Source organism: Streptomyces prunicolor NBRC 13075 (assembly GCF_000367365.1).
GTDB lineage: Bacteria > Actinomycetota > Actinomycetes > Streptomycetales > Streptomycetaceae > Streptomyces > Streptomyces prunicolor.
Window position 1 is genome coordinate 192,221 of the sequence record NZ_BARF01000034.1, and the last position, 15,879, is coordinate 208,099.

Consider the following 15,879-nt stretch of genomic DNA (forward strand, 5'->3'; position numbering starts at 1 on the left):
CAGTCCTGGAGTACCGGGGCTTCAGGGGGCGAGGATCACCGAGCGGGTGAGGTGGCGCGGGCGGTCGGGGTCCAGGTCGCGGTGGGCGGCGACGGCGACCGCGAGGCGCTGGGCGCGGACGAGTTCGGCGAGCGGGTCGAGGCCGCCCTCGATCCACAACCCGCCGGTGGCGCCCACCTGTTGGGCGAGTCCCTCGGGCGCCTCGCCGAGCATCCAGGTGGCGGTGCCGTGGGTGGTGATGCTGATCGGGCCGTGCCGGTACTCCATCGCCGGGTAGGCCTCGGTCCAGGACAGGGAGGCCTCGCGCATCTTCAGCCCGGCCTCGTTGGCGAGGCCGACCGTCCAGCCGCGGCCGAGAAAGGTGAACTGGGTGCAGGCGACGAGCTGTTGGGGCAGTTCGGCGACGAGCGCGGTGCGGGCGTCGGCGACCACGGCGTCGGTGTGCAGGCCGAGGTGGGCGCGGAGCAGGGTGACCGCGGTGGTCGCGAACCGGGTCTGCACGACGGAGCGTTCGTCGGCGAAGTCGAGCACGACCACCTCGTCGGCGGCCGTCATGACGGGCGTGTGCGGGTCGGCGGTGATCGCGGTGGTGCGGGTGTGGCCCTTCAACTCCCGCAGGAGTTGCAGCACTTCGGTGGTGGTGCCGGAGCGGGTGAGGGCGAGGACGCGGTCGTACGTCCGACCGTGCGGGAACTCCGAGGCGGCGAAGGCGTCGGTCTCGCCCTGGCCTGTTCCCTCGCGCAGGGTGGCGATCGCCTGGGCCATGAAGTACGAGGTTCCGCAGCCGACGATCGCGACCCGCTCCCCCAGGGCCGGGAGCACCTCCCGGTATCGGCGCGCCTCCGCCGCGGCGCGTATCCAGCACTCGGGCTGACTGTTCAGCTCGTCCTCGACATAGGTCATGCCGTACCCCTCCCCGCTGATGCTTGTTCCTGCAAGATATAGCGAGGTTTCGAGCACAATCAAGCAAATTCGGTGAGGATGGTGTGCGCTAGGGTCGCCGGAGAATCGAGGAACGGAGAGTGCGGATGTCGCGCGACGCCCGCTGGAAGGCGCTGCTGGAGCTGCTCGTCGAGCGCGGCCGGCTCGACGTCGAGGAAGCGGCTGTCGACCTCGCGGTGTCGGCCGCGACGATCCGCCGTGACTTCGACCAACTCGCCGAGCAGCAGATGCTGGTGCGCACCCGGGGCGGCGCGGTCGTGCACGGGGTGTCGTACGAACTGCCGTTGCGCTACAAGACCGCCCGGCACGCCTCCGAGAAGCAGCGGATCGCCAAGGCGGTCGCCGAACTCGTCGCGCCGGGTGAGGCGGTGGGCCTGACCGGCGGTACGACGACCACGGAGGTGGCCCGCGCCCTGGCCGTACGCGGCGACCTCACCTCCGGAGCCTCCGGATCACCGGCGCTGACCATCGTGACCAACGCGCTCAACATCGCCAACGAGCTTGCCGTACGGCCCCAGTTCAAGATCGTGCTGACCGGCGGGGTCGCGCGACCGCAGTCGTACGAACTCGTCGGGCCGCTCGCGGACGGGGTGCTCTCGCAGATCACCGTCGATGTGGCGGTGCTCGGTGTGGTCGCCTTCGACGTGACGCACGGCGCGGCGGCCCACGACGAGGCGGAGGCGGCGATCAACCGGCTGCTGTGCGAGCGCGCCGAGCGCGTGATCGTCGCGGCCGACTCCAGCAAGCTCGGGCAGCGGGCGTTCGCCCGGATCTGCTCGGTGGAGTCCGTGAACACGCTGGTGACGGATGCGGGGGTGGGGGCGGACATGGTGCGGCGGTTCGAGGAGGCGGGGGTGCGGGTCGTCGCCGTGTGACGGCCCGCCCCGCCCCGGACACCCGATCGGTGCTTGCTCAATATCTGCCTCAATGCTTGGTCAGGACTTCGAAGCGCAGGTGGGTGATGTCCGGCGACTCGCGTGTCCAGAGCCGGCGGAGTTCGACGGGACCGCCGAGGTGGTCGAAGAGCCGCTTGCCCGCGCCCAGCAGCACGGGGACGAGCATGATGTGCACCTCGTCCAACAGGCCGGCGTTCAGGGCATGTTGGGCGACGCTCGCACCATGGACCCCGACGTCCCCGCCGGCGGCGGTCTGCTTGGCGCGGGCCACCGCGGACTCGATGCCGTCGGTGACGAAGGTGAACACGTCGGGGGCGACGACGTCCGCCGGATCGGGGGCGTGGTGGGTGAGCACGACACAGGGGACCTTTCCCACCGGCCCTCCGTCGCCCCAGCCGCCCTCGCCTTCGCACACGTCGTAGGAGTGCCGGCCCATGAGGACGGCGCCGACGCCGTCGGCCATCTCGGCGAGGACCTTGGCGTCGGCGTCGTCCATTTCCTGGACCCAGCGGTGCAGGCGTTCGCCGCCGACGCCGAGGGGGTTGGCGCGGGTGTCGTCCGGGGCGGTGATGAAGCCGTCCAGGGACATGGACATTCCTGAGATCACCTTGTCAGTCATGTCGGGTAGACCGTCCGCGCCGCCCGGACTCATCGCCTGAGCGGTGTGCGATCCGTCAGCCGAAGGCCTTGACGGCCTGGTAGTACGTCCAGGCCGTGCTGTTGCAGGTGGTCGCGACGGCGCTGCTGTAACCGGCGCAGACCCGCTTGAGGTCGTCGTAGAAGGCGCTGTCGAGCCGCGACTTGTTGGCGCTGAAGGCGTTGGCGGCCTTGTAGTTGCGGTAGCCGAAGTCGTGGCGGGCGCAGGAGGTGGCGAAGGGGAAGCCGAAGGGGTTGTCGGGCGAGTCGGAGCAGTAGTCGGTGGACCAGTCGAACGCGTAGGCGGACCAGGCGGTTTGGTTGGCGCGGGCCGCGACCCAGAGGTTGTAGCTCGATGCGCTGGTCTGGGTCCAGCCGGAGAGGACTTGAGGCTTGTCGGCGGGGGCGGCGGTGGCGGCTGTCGCGGTGGCGACGACGGCTACCAGAGCCAGAGTTGAGGCGGCGAGACCGGTGGCGAGTCTGCGGTGCATTCAACACCTCCATGGGACCGCGATCCGCCCGTCGGATCGCAGGTCCATGACAAGATGATTTACACGTCGACCATGCCTTCACACTGCATGTGCCCCAATGACCCGTTAACTCTCGGATATGCCAGGAGTTCGGGACATGAACCTCATGGGAGAGACCGGCAGAGGGGACACGCAACACCCCTGCTGCCGGGCGGAGTTCACCTTCCGAGGAAGGTCTCAGGACGACGGCGTCAGGGGCAGGTCGTCCGTGAAGGCGTTGACCGGTTGGGCGATGTTCCGGGTGCCGTGGACGTCGAGGGCCGCCGCCGCGGTTCGCGTGCCGAGTGCGCCCTGTGTGTGCCAGGTTCCGGTGACGGCCAGCCAGGTGTTCGCGGGCGGGGCCGGGGTGCCGTACATGTGGACCTTGACCGTCTGGGCGTCCGCCGCGCAGCAGGTGAAGATGATGCGGGTCAGGTCCCAGCCGCCGCCCCGGACCGGCGTGGCGAACCCGGTCATCTCGACGCTTCGACCCTTGATGGCCAGCTCCTTGTCCTGCTGGACCCGGGTGGTGAAGTCCGTGAGGGTCATCGGCAGGGGTGAGGTGGCGGGCAGTGCGGCGAACCGCTTCTGCTGCTTGACGGCCTCGCTGCCCGCGTGGGACGCCGTGTAGGCGCCGAGGGCGGGTGGGGCGTAGAAGAGGAGGCTGAGCGCGGGGAGGAAGAGCAGCCAGGCGATGCGCGGGGCGGTGGAGTGGTCGTGGCCGTGGTCATGCCCGTGGCCGTGGTCGTGCTTCTCCTCGTCCGCCGTGCCGCGGTCGAGTGCCGCGTGGGCCAGGCCCAGGAGCAGGAGGAGGGCGCCGGAGATGATCAGGAGCGGGCGCAGGCCCTCCTTGACGTAGCGCAGGTAGAGGTCGGTGAAGAGGGCGGTGTGCAGCAGGCCCAGGCCGGTCAGGACCAGGAGCGGTACTTGGGCGGTGCGCTTCACAGCAGGGCGCCTCCGATCAGGACGCTGGCGGCCACGGCCACGACGGTGGTCGCGGTGGAGAAACGCACCGCGAACGCCCGGCCGAAGGTGCCCGCCTGAAGGGCGATCAGCTTCAGGTCCACCATGGGGCCGACCACCATGAAAGCCAGCCGGGCAGTGGGCGAGAAGCCTGTGAGTGAGGCCGCTACAAAAGCGTCGGCCTCGGAGCAGACCGCGAGGACGACGGCGAGCGCGGCCAGGAAGAGCACGGACAGCCAGGGCGAGCCGGAGAAGGTGTCGAGGACGGAGCGCGGGACGGTCACGTTGAAGGTGGCCGCGGCCATGGCACCGAGGACGAGGAAGCCGCCGGCATGCAGGAAGTCGTGCTGGAAGCCGAGCCGGAACTCGGTGAAGCGGCTGTGCCCCGACTGGTGTCCGGTGTGCCGTACGACGGGCCGCAGCCACTCCTCACGCCCCAGCCAGAGCCAGAGCCAGCCCATGACGGCGGCGGTGGCGAGCGAGGCGAGGAGCCGGGCCAGCACCATGGCGGGGCTGCCCGGGAAGGCGACGGCGGTGGCGGTCAGCACGATCGGGTTGATCGCGGGCGCCGAGAGCAGGAACGCGAAGGCGGCGGCCGGGGTGACGCCCCGGCGGATCAGGCTGTTCGCGACCGGCACGGACGCGCATTCGCAGCCCGGCAGGACCACGCCCGCGATGCCCGCGACAGGTACGGCGAGCGCGGCCCGCTTGGGCAGCACCTTGGTGAACAGGTCTGCCGGGACGAAGGCGTTGATGGCTCCGGACAGGGCGGTGCCCAGGAGGAGGAAGGGCAGCGCCTGCACTGTGATGGCCAGGCAGACGGTCCGCCAGGCCGCCACGGCGGGGTCGTTGAGCCATGGCGTGCCCGACAGGGCGAGGACGGCCGCCGCCAGGCCGAGCGCGAGGGCGAACGCTGTCGTGGGCGGGGGTCTGCGAACAGCGCGGCGCCGTCGCTCGGGTGGATGGACGGCGGCCGGGATCGCTGTCTCCGTCACATCAAGCAGCTCATCCGTTTTTGGCATATTTGCTCCGAATGTCTGATGTTGTGACAGAAGATAGTACGGTTCTCGTGTGATCAGCCGACTGTCCGTCAGCATCGTCCGCGCGTGTCTGCGTGAAGGCACCGGCGGGAGTCCCACTGCGGTACTGGACGAGACGCCGTTGAACGACGACGAGCGGTGCCGGGTGCCGGTGCTGGCGGGGACCTCGCACGCCGTGTTCGTGTCGGTGCGCGGGTCCGAGGTGTCGCTCCGCTTCTTCACCGCCGGGGGCGAGCTGCCCGCGTGCGGTCACGGCACGGTCGCCGCCCTGGCCTTCCTCGCGGCACGGGCCGGTGGCTCGGAGTACCAGGGCGTCCTGCGCGCCGCCGGGCGTTCGTTCGCGGGCCGGGCCGTACGGGAGGGGGCGCGGTTCCGTGCCGTCTTCGAGCCGGGTCCCGTCGCGTTGCGCGAGCCGACCGCGGACGAGTACGCGCTCGTCCTGCCCACGCTGGGCGTCACCCCGGGCGCGCTCGCCGCGGGTGCCCGGGTGGCCTCGGTCGGGCGGGCACGTCTGCTCGTCCCGGTCTCCTCGCGCTCCGAACTCGCCGCGCTGGCCCCGGACTTCGAGACTCTGCGCGCGGCCTGCGACCGGTTCGGACTCCTCGGCTGCTACGTCTACTCGGTGCCGACGTCCGCCGGGCGGATCGCGGCGCGGATGTTCGCGCCGTCGATCGGTGTCCCGGAGGACATCGCGAACGCCAACAGCACCGCGTGTCTCGCCGCCGACCTGGCCGGCCGGGGTGTCACCGAGATCGCCGTCGACATGGGCGACTCGCTCGGCAGCCCGGCCACGATCACGGCGAGCGCGCGGCCCGTGCTGCGGGTGGGCGGTGTCGCCGAAGTCGGCGATGCCGTACGGGAGTTGACCGGCTAGCGGGCCCTGACCCGTTCCAGTACGTCCCGGATCAGGTCGGCGCTGATGGTGAAGTGGCCCCGGGCGATCTCCTCGGCGCGTTCCGGTTCTCCCGCCGCGATGGCCTCGTAGAGGGCCTTGTGGTCCTCGCCGCCCTGATGGAAGTGGGTCTGTTCGCCCTTGCCCCAGGGTTCGACGGGGAAGCCGAGGCTGATGCGGGCCAGCAGGTCCTGGCTGAGCATGACGATCTGGGGGTTGCCCGTGGCCTCGCGGACGGCCCTGTGGAAGGCACTGTCCGCGGTGTGCGCGTCGCGCTGGGTGCTCGCGGAGAGGTAGGCGGACAGGGCGTCCCGCATGGGTTCGAGGTCCTTGGCGCTACGGCGTCGGGCGGCCGTCGCGGCGACCATGCCCTCGACCAGGCCGCGCAGGTCGAAGAGCTGCTCGAACTCCTCCCAGCGGGGCAGCAGCGTGTGCCGGACCGCGGCGGCCGTCGACTCGGTCCAGCTGTCGCGGACGTAGGTCCCGCCGTTGCGCCCGCGCCGGATCTCGACCACGCCCACGGCCTGGAGCCGGGCGACCGCCTCGCGCACGGTCGGGCGGCTGACCCGGAGCAGGCCGGTGAGCTCACGCTCGGCCGGCAGCCGTTCGCCCGGCAGGAAGTCGCCGACAGCGATCGCGGTGAGCAGCCGGTCGGAGACCTCGTCGACCGCAGAGGCCACCCGGACCGGGCGCAGCGCGGAGGACGGGGAGCCGCCGAGGAGGACGCGATCGAGGACGCGTGAGAACTCGTCGCCCGCTTCGGATGCCTCAGGTACGGATGTCAGCTGTCCTCCCCCTTCAATGCCGCTTCTGTAAACGCGGGCGGGCCACGTGAACGCGCCGTTACGTCTTGCCCAGCCCCCGCTAAAAGGTCTTGTGCGCTGACCTTTTACCCAATCACCATCACAGCCATCCGTCACTTCCTTTTCCATTTCCGCCACAGGCCGGTTCGCGTCCGGCCCGTCTGGGAGGCCCTCGCGTGGCGATTCCCGAACCGAATCACACCGGCACCGTCGACTTCAACGGCCATTCGACCTGGTACCGGATCACCGGCGAGTCCGGCAGGACACCCCTGGTCGTCCTGCACGGCGGACCCGGCGCCGGTCACAACTACACGCTCAGCATCGCGGGCATCGCCGAACAGGGCCGCCAGGTGGTGCACTACGACCAGCTCGGCACCGGGCTGTCCACCCATCTGCCCGACGAGGGCGCCGACTTCTGGACCGTCCAGCTCTTCCTCGACGAGCTCGACACTCTCCTCAAGGAGTTGGGCATCGCCGATGCCTACCACCTCCTCGGTCAGTCCTGGGGCGGCATGCTCGCCGCCGAGCACGCGGTACGCCGGCCGGCCGGGCTGCGCGGTCTGGTCATCGCCAACTCCCCCGCGTCCATGGAGCTGTGGCTCGCGGCGGCGGCCGAACTGCGCGCCCAGCTCCCGCCCGGCGTCCAGCGGACCCTGCTCGCCCACGAGGCGGCCGGGACCACCGACCACCCCGACTACCTCGCCGCCGAGCAGGTCTTCAACGAACGCCATGTGTGCCGGCTGAACCCCAACCCGCCCGAGGTGCAGGCGACTTGGGAGAACATCGCGGCCGATCCGACCGTGTACCACACGATGAACGGGCCGAACGAGTTCCATGTCGTCGGCACCATGAAGGACTGGTCCGTGATCGACCGGCTGCATCTGGTCGAGGCACCGACCCTGCTGGTGTCCGGCCGGTACGACGAGGCGACTCCCGAGACCCTGCGCCCGTTCGCCGACCACATCCCCGACGTGCGCTGGCACATGTTCGAGCACTCCAGCCATATGCCGCACGTCGAGGAGGAGGAGCTCTACCTCCAGGTCGTGGGCACCTTCCTCGACTCCACCGACTGATCACCCCACTGATCACCCGGTCGCCCCAACACCCCTTCCCCCGACGGGAGTTCCCTGGATGTCCCGCAGTACGAGACGAGGCGCGTTCGCCGCCGCCACCGTCGCCCTCGCCCTGACCACCGCCGCCTGTTCGTCCTCCGACAGCGGCTCCTCCGACCCGACCACGTCGTCGTCCTCGACGACGGCCGGCTCCGTCGCGTTCCAGCCGCAGCACAAGGGCGGCACGCTGAAGCTGGTCGCCCACGCGGCGGCGGGCAGCCTCGACCCGCAGGTCAACTACACGCTCCAGTACTGGCAGTTGTACCAGTCGATGTACGACGGACTGCTGTCGTTCAAGAAGGTCGGCGGCCAGGAGTCGTTCACGGTCGTCCCGGACCTGGCCGCGGCGATGCCGAAGGTCACCAACGGCGGGAAGACGTACACCTTCACGCTCCGCAAGGGCATCACCTTCTCCAACGGCAAGGCGCTGACCACCGACGACGTGGTGGCGTCCTTCCAGCGCATCTTCAAGGTCTCCAGCCCCACCGCGGGCACGTTCTACAACGGCATCGTCGGCGCCACCGCCTGCCTGAAGACGCCCGCGTCCTGCACCCTCAAGGGCGGCGTGACCGGCGACGCGACCGCGAACACGGTCACCATCAACCTCACCGCGCCGGACTCGGAGTTCCCGTACAAGCTGGCCGTCCCGCACGCCAGCATCGTGCCGAAGGACTCGCCGACGAAGGACGCGGGCACAAAGCCGCTGCCGACGACCGGGCCCTACATGGCGGCCTCGTACGACCCGAACCGTGAGCTGAAGCTGGTGCGCAACCCGCACTTCAAGGAGTGGTCGCGAGAGGCGGAGCCGCAGGGTTATCCGGACCAGATCGACTACACCTTCGGACAGACCGTCGAGTCCGAGGTGACCGCCGTCGAGAACGGCGAGGCGGACTGGATGTTCGACCCGCCGCCCGCCGACCGGCTCAACGAGATCGGCACCAAGTACACGTCCCAGGCGCATGTGAACCCGCTGACCGCGTTCTGGTACGCGACGCTGAACGTCAACTCGGCCCCGTTCAACAACAAGTTGGCGCGCCAGGCCATCAACTACGCCGTGGACCGGTCGGCCGTGGTGCGGCTGTACGGCGGCACCAACCTCGCCTCCCCCGCGTGCACGATCCTGCCGCCGGGCTTCCCCGGGCACGTCGACTCGTGCGACTACACCAAGGGCGGCGGCAAGACCTGGACGGCCGCCGACCTGGCCAAGGCCAAGGCGCTGGTGAAGAAGTCCGGTACGGCGGGGCAGGCGGTCGGCATCGTCGTGCAGGACGACGACGTCAACAAGTCCATCGGGCAGTACCTGCAGAGCCTGCTCACCCAGCTCGGCTACAAGGCGACGCTCAAGCCGCTGTCGGCGAACATCCAGTTCACCTACATCCAGAACACGAAGAACAAGGTCCAACTCGCCCTGACATCCTGGTACCAGGACTATCCGGCGGCCTCGGACTTCCTCAACGTGCTGTTCTCCTGCGCCGCGTTCCACCCCGGCAGCGACTCCAGCATCAACATCTCCGGCTTCTGCGACAAGGGCACCGACGCGAAGATGCAGACCGCGCTGAAGACCGCGCAGACCGACCCGACGGCGGCGAACAAGCAGTGGGGCGCGATCGACCAGTCGATCATGCAGCAGTCGCCGGTCGTCCCGCTGATCAACCCGAAGATCATCGACTTCACGTCGAAGCGCCTGGGCAACTACCAGTTCAGCAAGCAGTTCTACATGCTCGTCGGCCAGACATGGGTCAAGTGAGCACCGCCGCACCCGAGTTGGCCACCGTCGAGGCCCGGCGCCCGCCGGGCCCCTGGCGGACGGCCGGCGCCGACCTGCTGCACAACAGGTCGGCGCTGGCCGCGGCCGTCGTCCTCTTCCTCGTCGTCCTGGCGACCCTGTGCGCACCGCTGTACGCGCACCACGTCGCCCACACCGACCCTTTCCAGTCCCACGTCTCCGGCTCCACGGTCGCCGACGGGAAGACCGTGCCGGTGCTCACCCCGAGCAGCACCGGCCTCGGCCTCGGCGTCACCCCGATCGGCCCGACCTGGGACCCCGCCCACTACTTCCTCGGAGCCGACAACCAGGGCCGCGACGTCATGGCCCGCCTGCTCTACGGCGGCCGCACGAGCCTGTTCATCGGGTTCACGGCGGCGCTGCTCACCTGTGCCCTCGGCACGGTCGTCGGCGTCGTCGCCGGGTACGCGGGCGGTGTCGTCGACGCCGTCATCTCCCGTGTCCTGGACGTCATTTGGGCGTTTCCCGTGTACCTGCTGGCGATCTGCCTCTCGGTCGTCCTGCTCACCGACGGGCTCCACCTCGGACCGCTCACCGTCGAGGCGGGGAGTCTCTGGCTGCCCGTCGCGATCATCGCGGCGATCTATGTGCCGTACATCGCAAGGCCGTTGCGCGGTCAGGTGCTGGTGCTGCGCAACAAGGAGTACATCCAGGCGGCCATCGGCTCCGGGGCGCCGACCGTGCGCATCCTGCGCCGCGAAGTACTGCCGAACGTGCTGCCGACGGCGATCGTGTTCGTCCCGCTGATGACCGCGCTCGCCATGCTCACTGAGTCGGCGCTGTCCTTCCTGTCGGTCGGTGTCCAGCCGCCGGACGCCAGTTGGGGCACGATCATCGAGGACGGACTCGGGCTGCTCTACACCCGCCCCGCCGTGACGATCGCGCCCGGCCTGCTGATCGCGCTGACCACGGCGGCCCTCAACGTCCTCGGCGACGGCGTGCGCGACGCGCTCGACCCGGGCGCCCGGCTGCGCGGAGGGGTGTGACTCCGATGCTCCGGTTCATCGTCAAACGCTTCGCGTCCGCCCTGCTGGTGATGTTCGCGATCAGTGTGCTGGTCTTCCTGATCTTCTTCGCCACACCGGGAGTCGACCCCGCCGCCCGTATCGCGGGCCGCAACGCCGACCCGGCCACGCTCGCCCAGGTCCGGCACTCCTTCGGCCTCGACCGCCCCATGCCGATCCGCTACTTGCTGATGATGCGGCACCTGCTGATCGACCGTGACCTGGAGTCGTTCGTCAACCGCGGCTCCCGCGTCATCCCGCAGATCGTGCAGGCCACCCCGGTGACCCTGTCGCTCGTCATCGGCGCCGCGCTGATCTGGATGGCCGCCGGCATCATCATGGGCACGGCCGCGGCGGCCCTGCGCGGCAAGGCGGCCGACCCGCTGATCATGCTCGTCGGCGTGGTCGGGGTCTCACTGCCTGCCTACTGGCTCGGCGAGGTCGTCAACCTCATCACCCAGAAGCAGCTGCACAGTTCGGTCTTCTCCTGGGTGCCACCACCGGGCTACGTCGACCTCAGCCACGACCCCGGCCAGTGGGCCCTGCACCTGCTCTTCCCCTGGCTGACCCTCGCGCTGCTGTACGCCGGGATCTACGCCCGGCTGCTGCGCGGCGAGGTCGTCACCGCGCTGAACGAGGACTACGTCCGCACCGCACGCGCCAAGGGCCTCTCCGAGCGGCGCATCCTGATCCGGCACGCCCTGCGCTGCTCGCTGATCCCGATCGTGTCGCTGTTCGGCCTGGACTTCGGCGCGCTCGTGGGCGGCGCCGCGCTGCTCACCGAGGTCGTCTTCGGCCTCCCCGGCATCGGCAAGCTCACCTTCGACGCCCTCCAGAACCTGGACCTGCCCGTGATCATGGGCACCGTCCTGTACGCGGCGTTCTTCGTGGTCCTCGCCAACGCCCTGGTGGACATCCTGTACGCCCGACTCGACCCGAGGGCCCGCCATGCCTGACCAACCCCTGCTGGACGTACGTGACTTGAGGGTGTCCTTCCGCACCCGCCGAGGCTCCGTCACCGTCGTCGACGGCCTGTCCTTCTCCGTGTCACCCGGTGAGATCCTGGGCGTGGTGGGCGAGTCCGGGTCCGGCAAGAGCGTCTCGATGCTCGCCGTACTGCGCCTGCTGACCAGTCCGAACGCCACCGTCGAGGGCGCAGTCCGGTTCCGTGGCCGGGACTTGCTCGCCCTCCCCGACAAGGAGATGCGCGCGGTACGGGGCCGGGAGATCGCCATGGTCTTCCAGGATCCGATGACCGCGCTGACCCCGGTGTACACGGTGGGCTGGCAGATCGCCGAGCAGATCCGGGCGCACGAGAAGGTGTCCCGCAAGGCGGCGCACGCCCGTGCCGTCAGCCTGCTCTCCGACGTCGGCATCCCCGACGCGGCCTCGCGCGCGAACGCCTACCCGCACGAGTTCTCCGGCGGCATGCGCCAGCGCGCGGTCATCGCGATGGCCCTGTCCTGCGGCCCCGCACTGCTGATCGCCGACGAGCCGACCACGGCGCTGGACGTGACGGTCCAGGCCCAAATCCTGGATCTGATGCGGGAGTTGAACGCGCAGGGTTCGGCCGTCGTCCTCATCACCCACGACATGGGCGTGATCTCGCAGATCGCCGACCGGGTCCTGGTGATGTACGGCGGCCGGGCGGCCGAGGAGGGTCCGCGCCGGGCGGTGTTCCACGGACCGCGGCACCCGTATACGTGGGGGCTGCTCGACTCGGTGCCGCGCGTCGGCGGTCCCCGGCTGCGGCGGCTGCCCACCATCGCGGGGATGCCGGTCGCGCCGGGGAGCCTGCCGGAAGGGTGCGCGTTCGCGCCCCGGTGCCGGTTGCGGCACGAACGGTGCGAGGAGCGGCCGGTGCTGTCGATCGGCTCGACCGGCGCCGACGTCGGCGCCGGTGCCGACGCGCACCGCGACGCCTGCTGGCTGCCCGACGACGACCGCGCCTCGCTGCGCCTGACCTCCCGGTCGGCGGCGACGGACGTACCGGACCTGGAACGAGAGGCGACACCGTGAGCGCGTCAACAACATCGGCAGAGGTGCTGCTGCGCGCCTCGGACGTCACCAAGCACTATCCCCTGCGTGCGGACGGGCTCTCCCGGCACCGCAAAGTACTCCGTGCCGTGGACGGTGTGTCGTTGGAGGTGCGCGGCGGGGAAACGCTCGGCATCGTCGGCGAGTCGGGCTGCGGCAAGTCCACGCTCGGCCGCTGTCTGGTCCGGCTCACCGAACTCACCGGCGGGCGGGTCGAGTTCGACGGCCGGGACATCAGCACACTGTCCACGCGGCGACTGCGTCCCGTACGACCGGGCATGCAACTGGTGTTCCAGGACCCGCAGGCCTCACTCAACCCCCGCCGTCGCGCCGGGGACATCGTGGCGGAGCCGCTGCTCGTGCACCGGTACGGCGACGGGGCCGCCGTGCGCCGTCGGGTCGCCGAGCTCTTCGATGTCGTAGGGCTGGCGACGGCTCATCTGGACCGGTATCCGCACGAGTTCTCCGGTGGGCAGCGGCAACGCATCGGGATCGCGCGGGCGTTGGCGACCAACCCGAAGCTGATCGTCGCGGACGAACCGGTGTCCGCGCTCGATGTGTCCATCCAGGCGCAGGTGTTGAACCTGTTCGCCGATCTGCAGGAGGAGTTCGCGCTCACCTACGTGTTCATCGCGCACGACCTCGGGGTGGTCCGGCATGTGTCGGACCGGATCGCGGTCATGTATCTCGGTGAGATCGTCGAACTCGGCGAGACGGAGGCCCTGTACAAGGAGCCGGCTCATCCGTACACGCAGGCACTGCTGTCGGCCGTACCGGACATCGACGACGGCACGGTCACCGATGAGGTCGCCCGGGAGCGGATCGTGCTCTCCGGTGAGGTGCCCAACCCGGTGGACAAGCCGACGGGGTGCCCGTTCCGGACTCGGTGCCCGTACGCGCGGGAGCGCTGTGCCGTGGAGCGGCCCCGGCTGACGGTGACCGCGTCGGGACGGCACACCGCCTGCCACTTCCCCTTGGTCGACTGAGGGGACGGAGGGCGGACCCTGCATGATGGCCCGTATGCACCTCCGCATCGACGCCGTCGACCTGCCCGGCCGTACCTTCCCCGCCCCCGCCGACAAGCCCTTCTCGACGTACGACGACGTCCATGTCGCCGTGCAGCGCCGGGACCGGCCGGCCGAACTCCTCGGCCCGCGGCCGGGGGATGCCGCGTCCGCGACCTGGACGCTGGAGTGCACGGCGGAGGCCACGCCGGACGGCGTCGTGGTCACCGGCCCCTATGTGCAGCACCGGATGGGTCTGCGGTTCGTCTATCTGTCGTGGGGGACGGTCGACGCGGCCGGTGTCTTCACCATGTTCCGGCGCGCCAAGCTCATGCTCGACTCGGTGCCCGAGGACGTCCTGGCCGCCGCCGCGTCCAACGGGCTGCTGGTCGGGCGGCTCGGGCTGACCGACGCGAACGGCGGCCCGTTGTGCGCGCGGGTGGATCCCCCGCACATCACCTGGACCGCCGAGAGCGTCGTATAGCGCCGGTCAGGACGCCGAGTCCTTCTTGTTCGTCGCCAGCCGGTACGCCTGGGTCGGGGTCATCGCGACGCCGTTCAGGCTGACCGTCTTGTACGTGCTGACCTTGGCGCAGGACTTCGCCTGGTCGGCGGTCGAGGCCTGGGCGTTGGAGGTGGCCGCCTTGGTGTCCGCGGGGGCCGGGGACGAGGTGGCGCCGGGGTAGGTCGTACCGCTGGGCCAGTCCGTGCCGATGACCACGGTCAGGCCGGTGCCGGTGCCCTGCTTGAGGTGCGAGGAGGCGAGGCCGAGCGCGCTCGCCACCGTCTGGGCCTGGGCCTTCTGTCCGGAGCCGTAGGTGAGGGTGGTCGTGGTCGCGCTGACGCCGGCGTTGCCGGTCGTGGTGTCGGAACTGAAGCCGCCGTTTATCAAGGAGGTCGCGACCGTGGAGGCGCGCCCGCTGATGCTGGTGCCGTTCTCCACCGTCACGGCGATCTGCGCGGCGGGTACGGCCGCCGCCGTGGCGGTCGCGGTGGCCGCCGAGGACTTCTTCCCGGAGGAGGTGGTCAGCGACTGGTCGTTGGCGATGGTCGCGAACAGGCTCTTCGCCGCCGTCGCGGGTATGACCCGGTCGGCGTTGTTCGGGTCGGCGCCGGTCTGCATGGTGGTGAACGTCATGCGCTTCGTGGGGACCTTGTCGAGGTCCGCGGCGAGCCCGATGAGCTTCTTGACGGTGCCGAGGCCCGTGTCCACGGTGAGCGCCTTGGTGGCGGCGTCGGCGAGGTTGTAGACCGCCGTGGGGTCGGTGAGCGTGCCGGCGCTCTTGAACTTGCGGATCATCGCGCTGAGGAAGAGGTGCTGGGAGACGGTACGGCCCAGGTCGCTGCCGTCGCCGAAGCCGTGCCGGGAGCGGACGAACTCGAGCGCCGCGGTGCCCTTGAGAGTGTGGGTGCCCTTGGCGAGCTTCAGGTGCGAGTAGGTGTCGTAGACGTCGGCGTTCACGCACACCGAGACGCCGCCGACCGCGTCGGACATCTTCACCACGCCGGAGAAGTCCATCTGCACGAAGTGGTCGATGGTGATGCCGGTGAGCGCGTGCACGGTCTTGACCTGGCACTCCTGGCCGTACTGCAGCGCGCTGTTGATCTGGCCGTAGTAGCCGCCCGTCGACTGGCCGCTGTCCGTGTCCTTGCAGGCGGGGACCTGGGTCATGGTGTCGCGCGGGATGCTCATCACGGTGGCGTTCGAACGGTCGGCGGAGATGTGCACCACCATCTCGACGTCCGCGTTGCCGTTCCCGGACTGCACTCCGGTGGTCGAGCAGCCGCCGCCGAGCTTGCAGTCGGTCGCGCTGGACCGGGCGTCGCTGCCCATCACCAGGAGGTTGATCGGCGTCCGGCCGAAGGCGTCGGCCTTCTCCTTGCCGCCCGCGCCGTCGTCGATCGCGACGCTGTTGATGTTGCCGTTCAGGTGCTCGTAGAACCACCAGCCGACACCCGCGGTCGCCATGATCACGACCGACAGGGATATCGCGCTGAACTTCAACACCCGCCTGCCGCGCGGAGCTTGCTTGACGCGGCGGCGTGAGGCGGTGCGGCCGCGCGCGCGGGATCCGCCGCGCGGGGCCTGCCGGGCCGCGGCGCGGGAGGCGGCCCGGCCGCCGGTGGGCAGCGGCTCGTCCGCTTCCCCCGCACGCGGTCTGGGCACCCCTCGTGTGCGGCTGCGCGTGGCGTGTCCCACGGGGCCGTCCCCGAGGTCGGTCATCTGGCACTCCCACGTACGGTCGGGCCGTTCA

Annotated in this window: 16 protein-coding genes; 9 read left to right on the forward strand and 7 right to left on the reverse strand. The window is 70.1% G+C overall.

Annotated elements, in window-relative coordinates; all coding sequences use genetic code 11:
• Positions 1–21: 21 nt before the first annotated feature.
• Positions 22–903, reverse strand: coding sequence for an SIS domain-containing protein (locus SPR02S_RS16675; protein ID WP_019058122.1), 882 nt, complete (start codon positions 901–903; stop codon positions 22–24).
• A gap of 125 nt (positions 904–1,028) precedes the next feature.
• On the opposite strand from SPR02S_RS16675, the gene SPR02S_RS16680 reads away from it, so the two are divergent.
• Positions 1,029–1,817, forward strand: a complete 789-nt coding sequence (locus SPR02S_RS16680; protein WP_019058123.1) for a DeoR/GlpR family DNA-binding transcription regulator — start codon at positions 1,029–1,031, stop codon at positions 1,815–1,817.
• Positions 1,818–1,866: 49 nt separating this feature from the next.
• Here SPR02S_RS16680 and SPR02S_RS16685 read toward each other — a convergent pair whose 3' ends face one another.
• The 4 genes from SPR02S_RS16685 to SPR02S_RS16700 form a co-directional block, all read right to left on the reverse strand.
• Positions 1,867–2,457 carry a dihydrofolate reductase family protein gene (locus SPR02S_RS16685; protein WP_026150612.1) on the reverse strand — a complete coding sequence of 197 codons (591 nt, stop codon included), beginning with the start codon at positions 2,455–2,457 and terminating at the stop codon, positions 1,867–1,869.
• 55 nt (positions 2,458–2,512) lie between these two features.
• A complete protein-coding gene (locus SPR02S_RS16690; RefSeq protein WP_019058125.1) occupies positions 2,513–2,965 on the reverse strand; it encodes a phospholipase in 453 nt (150 codons plus the stop codon).
• 216 nt (positions 2,966–3,181) lie between these two features.
• Entirely contained in the window at positions 3,182–3,928 is a 747-nt protein-coding gene (locus SPR02S_RS16695) for a TIGR03943 family putative permease subunit (protein ID WP_019058126.1), read from the reverse strand.
• A complete protein-coding gene (locus SPR02S_RS16700; protein ID WP_019058127.1) occupies positions 3,925–4,941 on the reverse strand; it encodes a permease in 1,017 nt (338 codons plus the stop codon). The genes SPR02S_RS16695 and SPR02S_RS16700 overlap by 4 nt, the downstream gene beginning before the upstream one ends.
• A 76-nt stretch (positions 4,942–5,017) precedes the next feature.
• Here SPR02S_RS16700 and SPR02S_RS16705 point away from each other — a divergent pair, with 76 nt between their 5' ends.
• Positions 5,018–5,860 (forward strand): PhzF family phenazine biosynthesis protein, encoded by an 843-nt coding sequence (locus SPR02S_RS16705; protein WP_019058128.1) that lies wholly within the window; start codon positions 5,018–5,020, stop codon positions 5,858–5,860.
• On the opposite strand, the gene SPR02S_RS55815 is transcribed toward SPR02S_RS16705, so the two are convergent.
• Positions 5,857–6,558, reverse strand: a complete 702-nt coding sequence (locus SPR02S_RS55815; RefSeq protein ID WP_019058129.1) for a FadR/GntR family transcriptional regulator — start codon at positions 6,556–6,558, stop codon at positions 5,857–5,859. The two genes, SPR02S_RS16705 and SPR02S_RS55815, sit on opposite strands and share 4 nt — an antisense overlap.
• Positions 6,559–6,857: 299 nt before the next feature.
• Between SPR02S_RS55815 and SPR02S_RS16715 the strand changes: the two genes are divergently transcribed.
• From SPR02S_RS16715 to SPR02S_RS16745, 7 genes are read left to right on the forward strand one after another with little or no spacing between them, the layout of a single operon-like run.
• Positions 6,858–7,754 carry a proline iminopeptidase-family hydrolase gene (locus SPR02S_RS16715; RefSeq protein ID WP_019058130.1) on the forward strand — a complete coding sequence of 299 codons (897 nt, stop codon included), beginning with the start codon at positions 6,858–6,860 and terminating at the stop codon, positions 7,752–7,754.
• 58 nt (positions 7,755–7,812) lie between these two features.
• Positions 7,813–9,540 carry an ABC transporter substrate-binding protein gene (locus tag SPR02S_RS16720; protein WP_019058131.1) on the forward strand — a complete coding sequence of 576 codons (1,728 nt, stop codon included), beginning with the start codon at positions 7,813–7,815 and terminating at the stop codon, positions 9,538–9,540.
• Positions 9,528–10,565, forward strand: coding sequence for an ABC transporter permease (locus tag SPR02S_RS16725; RefSeq protein ID WP_052346990.1), 1,038 nt, complete (start codon positions 9,528–9,530; stop codon positions 10,563–10,565). The genes SPR02S_RS16720 and SPR02S_RS16725 overlap by 13 nt, the downstream gene beginning before the upstream one ends.
• Positions 10,566–10,570: 5 nt before the next feature.
• Positions 10,571–11,539 carry an ABC transporter permease gene (locus tag SPR02S_RS16730; protein WP_019058133.1) on the forward strand — a complete coding sequence of 323 codons (969 nt, stop codon included), beginning with the start codon at positions 10,571–10,573 and terminating at the stop codon, positions 11,537–11,539.
• A complete protein-coding gene (locus tag SPR02S_RS16735; RefSeq protein WP_019058134.1) occupies positions 11,532–12,602 on the forward strand; it encodes an ABC transporter ATP-binding protein in 1,071 nt (356 codons plus the stop codon). The genes SPR02S_RS16730 and SPR02S_RS16735 overlap by 8 nt, the downstream gene beginning before the upstream one ends.
• A gap of 23 nt (positions 12,603–12,625) precedes the next feature.
• Complete coding sequence (locus SPR02S_RS16740) at positions 12,626–13,606, forward strand: ABC transporter ATP-binding protein (RefSeq protein ID WP_019058135.1); 981 nt, start codon at positions 12,626–12,628, stop codon at positions 13,604–13,606.
• A gap of 34 nt (positions 13,607–13,640) precedes the next feature.
• Positions 13,641–14,108, forward strand: coding sequence for a DUF5990 family protein (locus SPR02S_RS16745; protein ID WP_019058136.1), 468 nt, complete (start codon positions 13,641–13,643; stop codon positions 14,106–14,108).
• A 6-nt stretch (positions 14,109–14,114) separates the two neighbouring features.
• On the opposite strand, the gene SPR02S_RS16750 is transcribed toward SPR02S_RS16745, so the two are convergent.
• Complete coding sequence (locus SPR02S_RS16750; protein ID WP_019058137.1) at positions 14,115–15,848, reverse strand: LCP family protein; 1,734 nt, start codon at positions 15,846–15,848, stop codon at positions 14,115–14,117.
• Between the last annotated feature and the right edge of the window lie 31 nt (positions 15,849–15,879).

What these genes read in the sequence shown, in the direction of transcription:
- SPR02S_RS16730 (WP_019058133.1), top strand. Translation starts at nt 10,571, where the DNA reads ATGCTCCGGTTCATCGTCAAACGCTTCGCGTCCGCCCTGCTGGTGATG.
- SPR02S_RS16725 (WP_052346990.1), top strand. Translation starts at nt 9,528, where the DNA reads ATGGGTCAAGTGAGCACCGCCGCACCCGAGTTGGCCACCGTCGAGGCC.
- SPR02S_RS16750 (WP_019058137.1), bottom strand. Translation starts at nt 15,848, where the DNA reads ATGACCGACCTCGGGGACGGCCCCGTGGGACACGCCACGCGCAGCCGC.
- SPR02S_RS16675 (WP_019058122.1), bottom strand. Translation starts at nt 903, where the DNA reads ATGACCTATGTCGAGGACGAGCTGAACAGTCAGCCCGAGTGCTGGATA.
- SPR02S_RS16745 (WP_019058136.1), top strand. Translation starts at nt 13,641, where the DNA reads ATGCACCTCCGCATCGACGCCGTCGACCTGCCCGGCCGTACCTTCCCC.
- SPR02S_RS16720 (WP_019058131.1), top strand. Translation starts at nt 7,813, where the DNA reads ATGTCCCGCAGTACGAGACGAGGCGCGTTCGCCGCCGCCACCGTCGCC.
- SPR02S_RS16690 (WP_019058125.1), bottom strand. Translation starts at nt 2,965, where the DNA reads ATGCACCGCAGACTCGCCACCGGTCTCGCCGCCTCAACTCTGGCTCTG.
- SPR02S_RS16680 (WP_019058123.1), top strand. Translation starts at nt 1,029, where the DNA reads ATGTCGCGCGACGCCCGCTGGAAGGCGCTGCTGGAGCTGCTCGTCGAG.
- SPR02S_RS16735 (WP_019058134.1), top strand. Translation starts at nt 11,532, where the DNA reads ATGCCTGACCAACCCCTGCTGGACGTACGTGACTTGAGGGTGTCCTTC.
- SPR02S_RS16685 (WP_026150612.1), bottom strand. Translation starts at nt 2,457, where the DNA reads ATGACTGACAAGGTGATCTCAGGAATGTCCATGTCCCTGGACGGCTTC.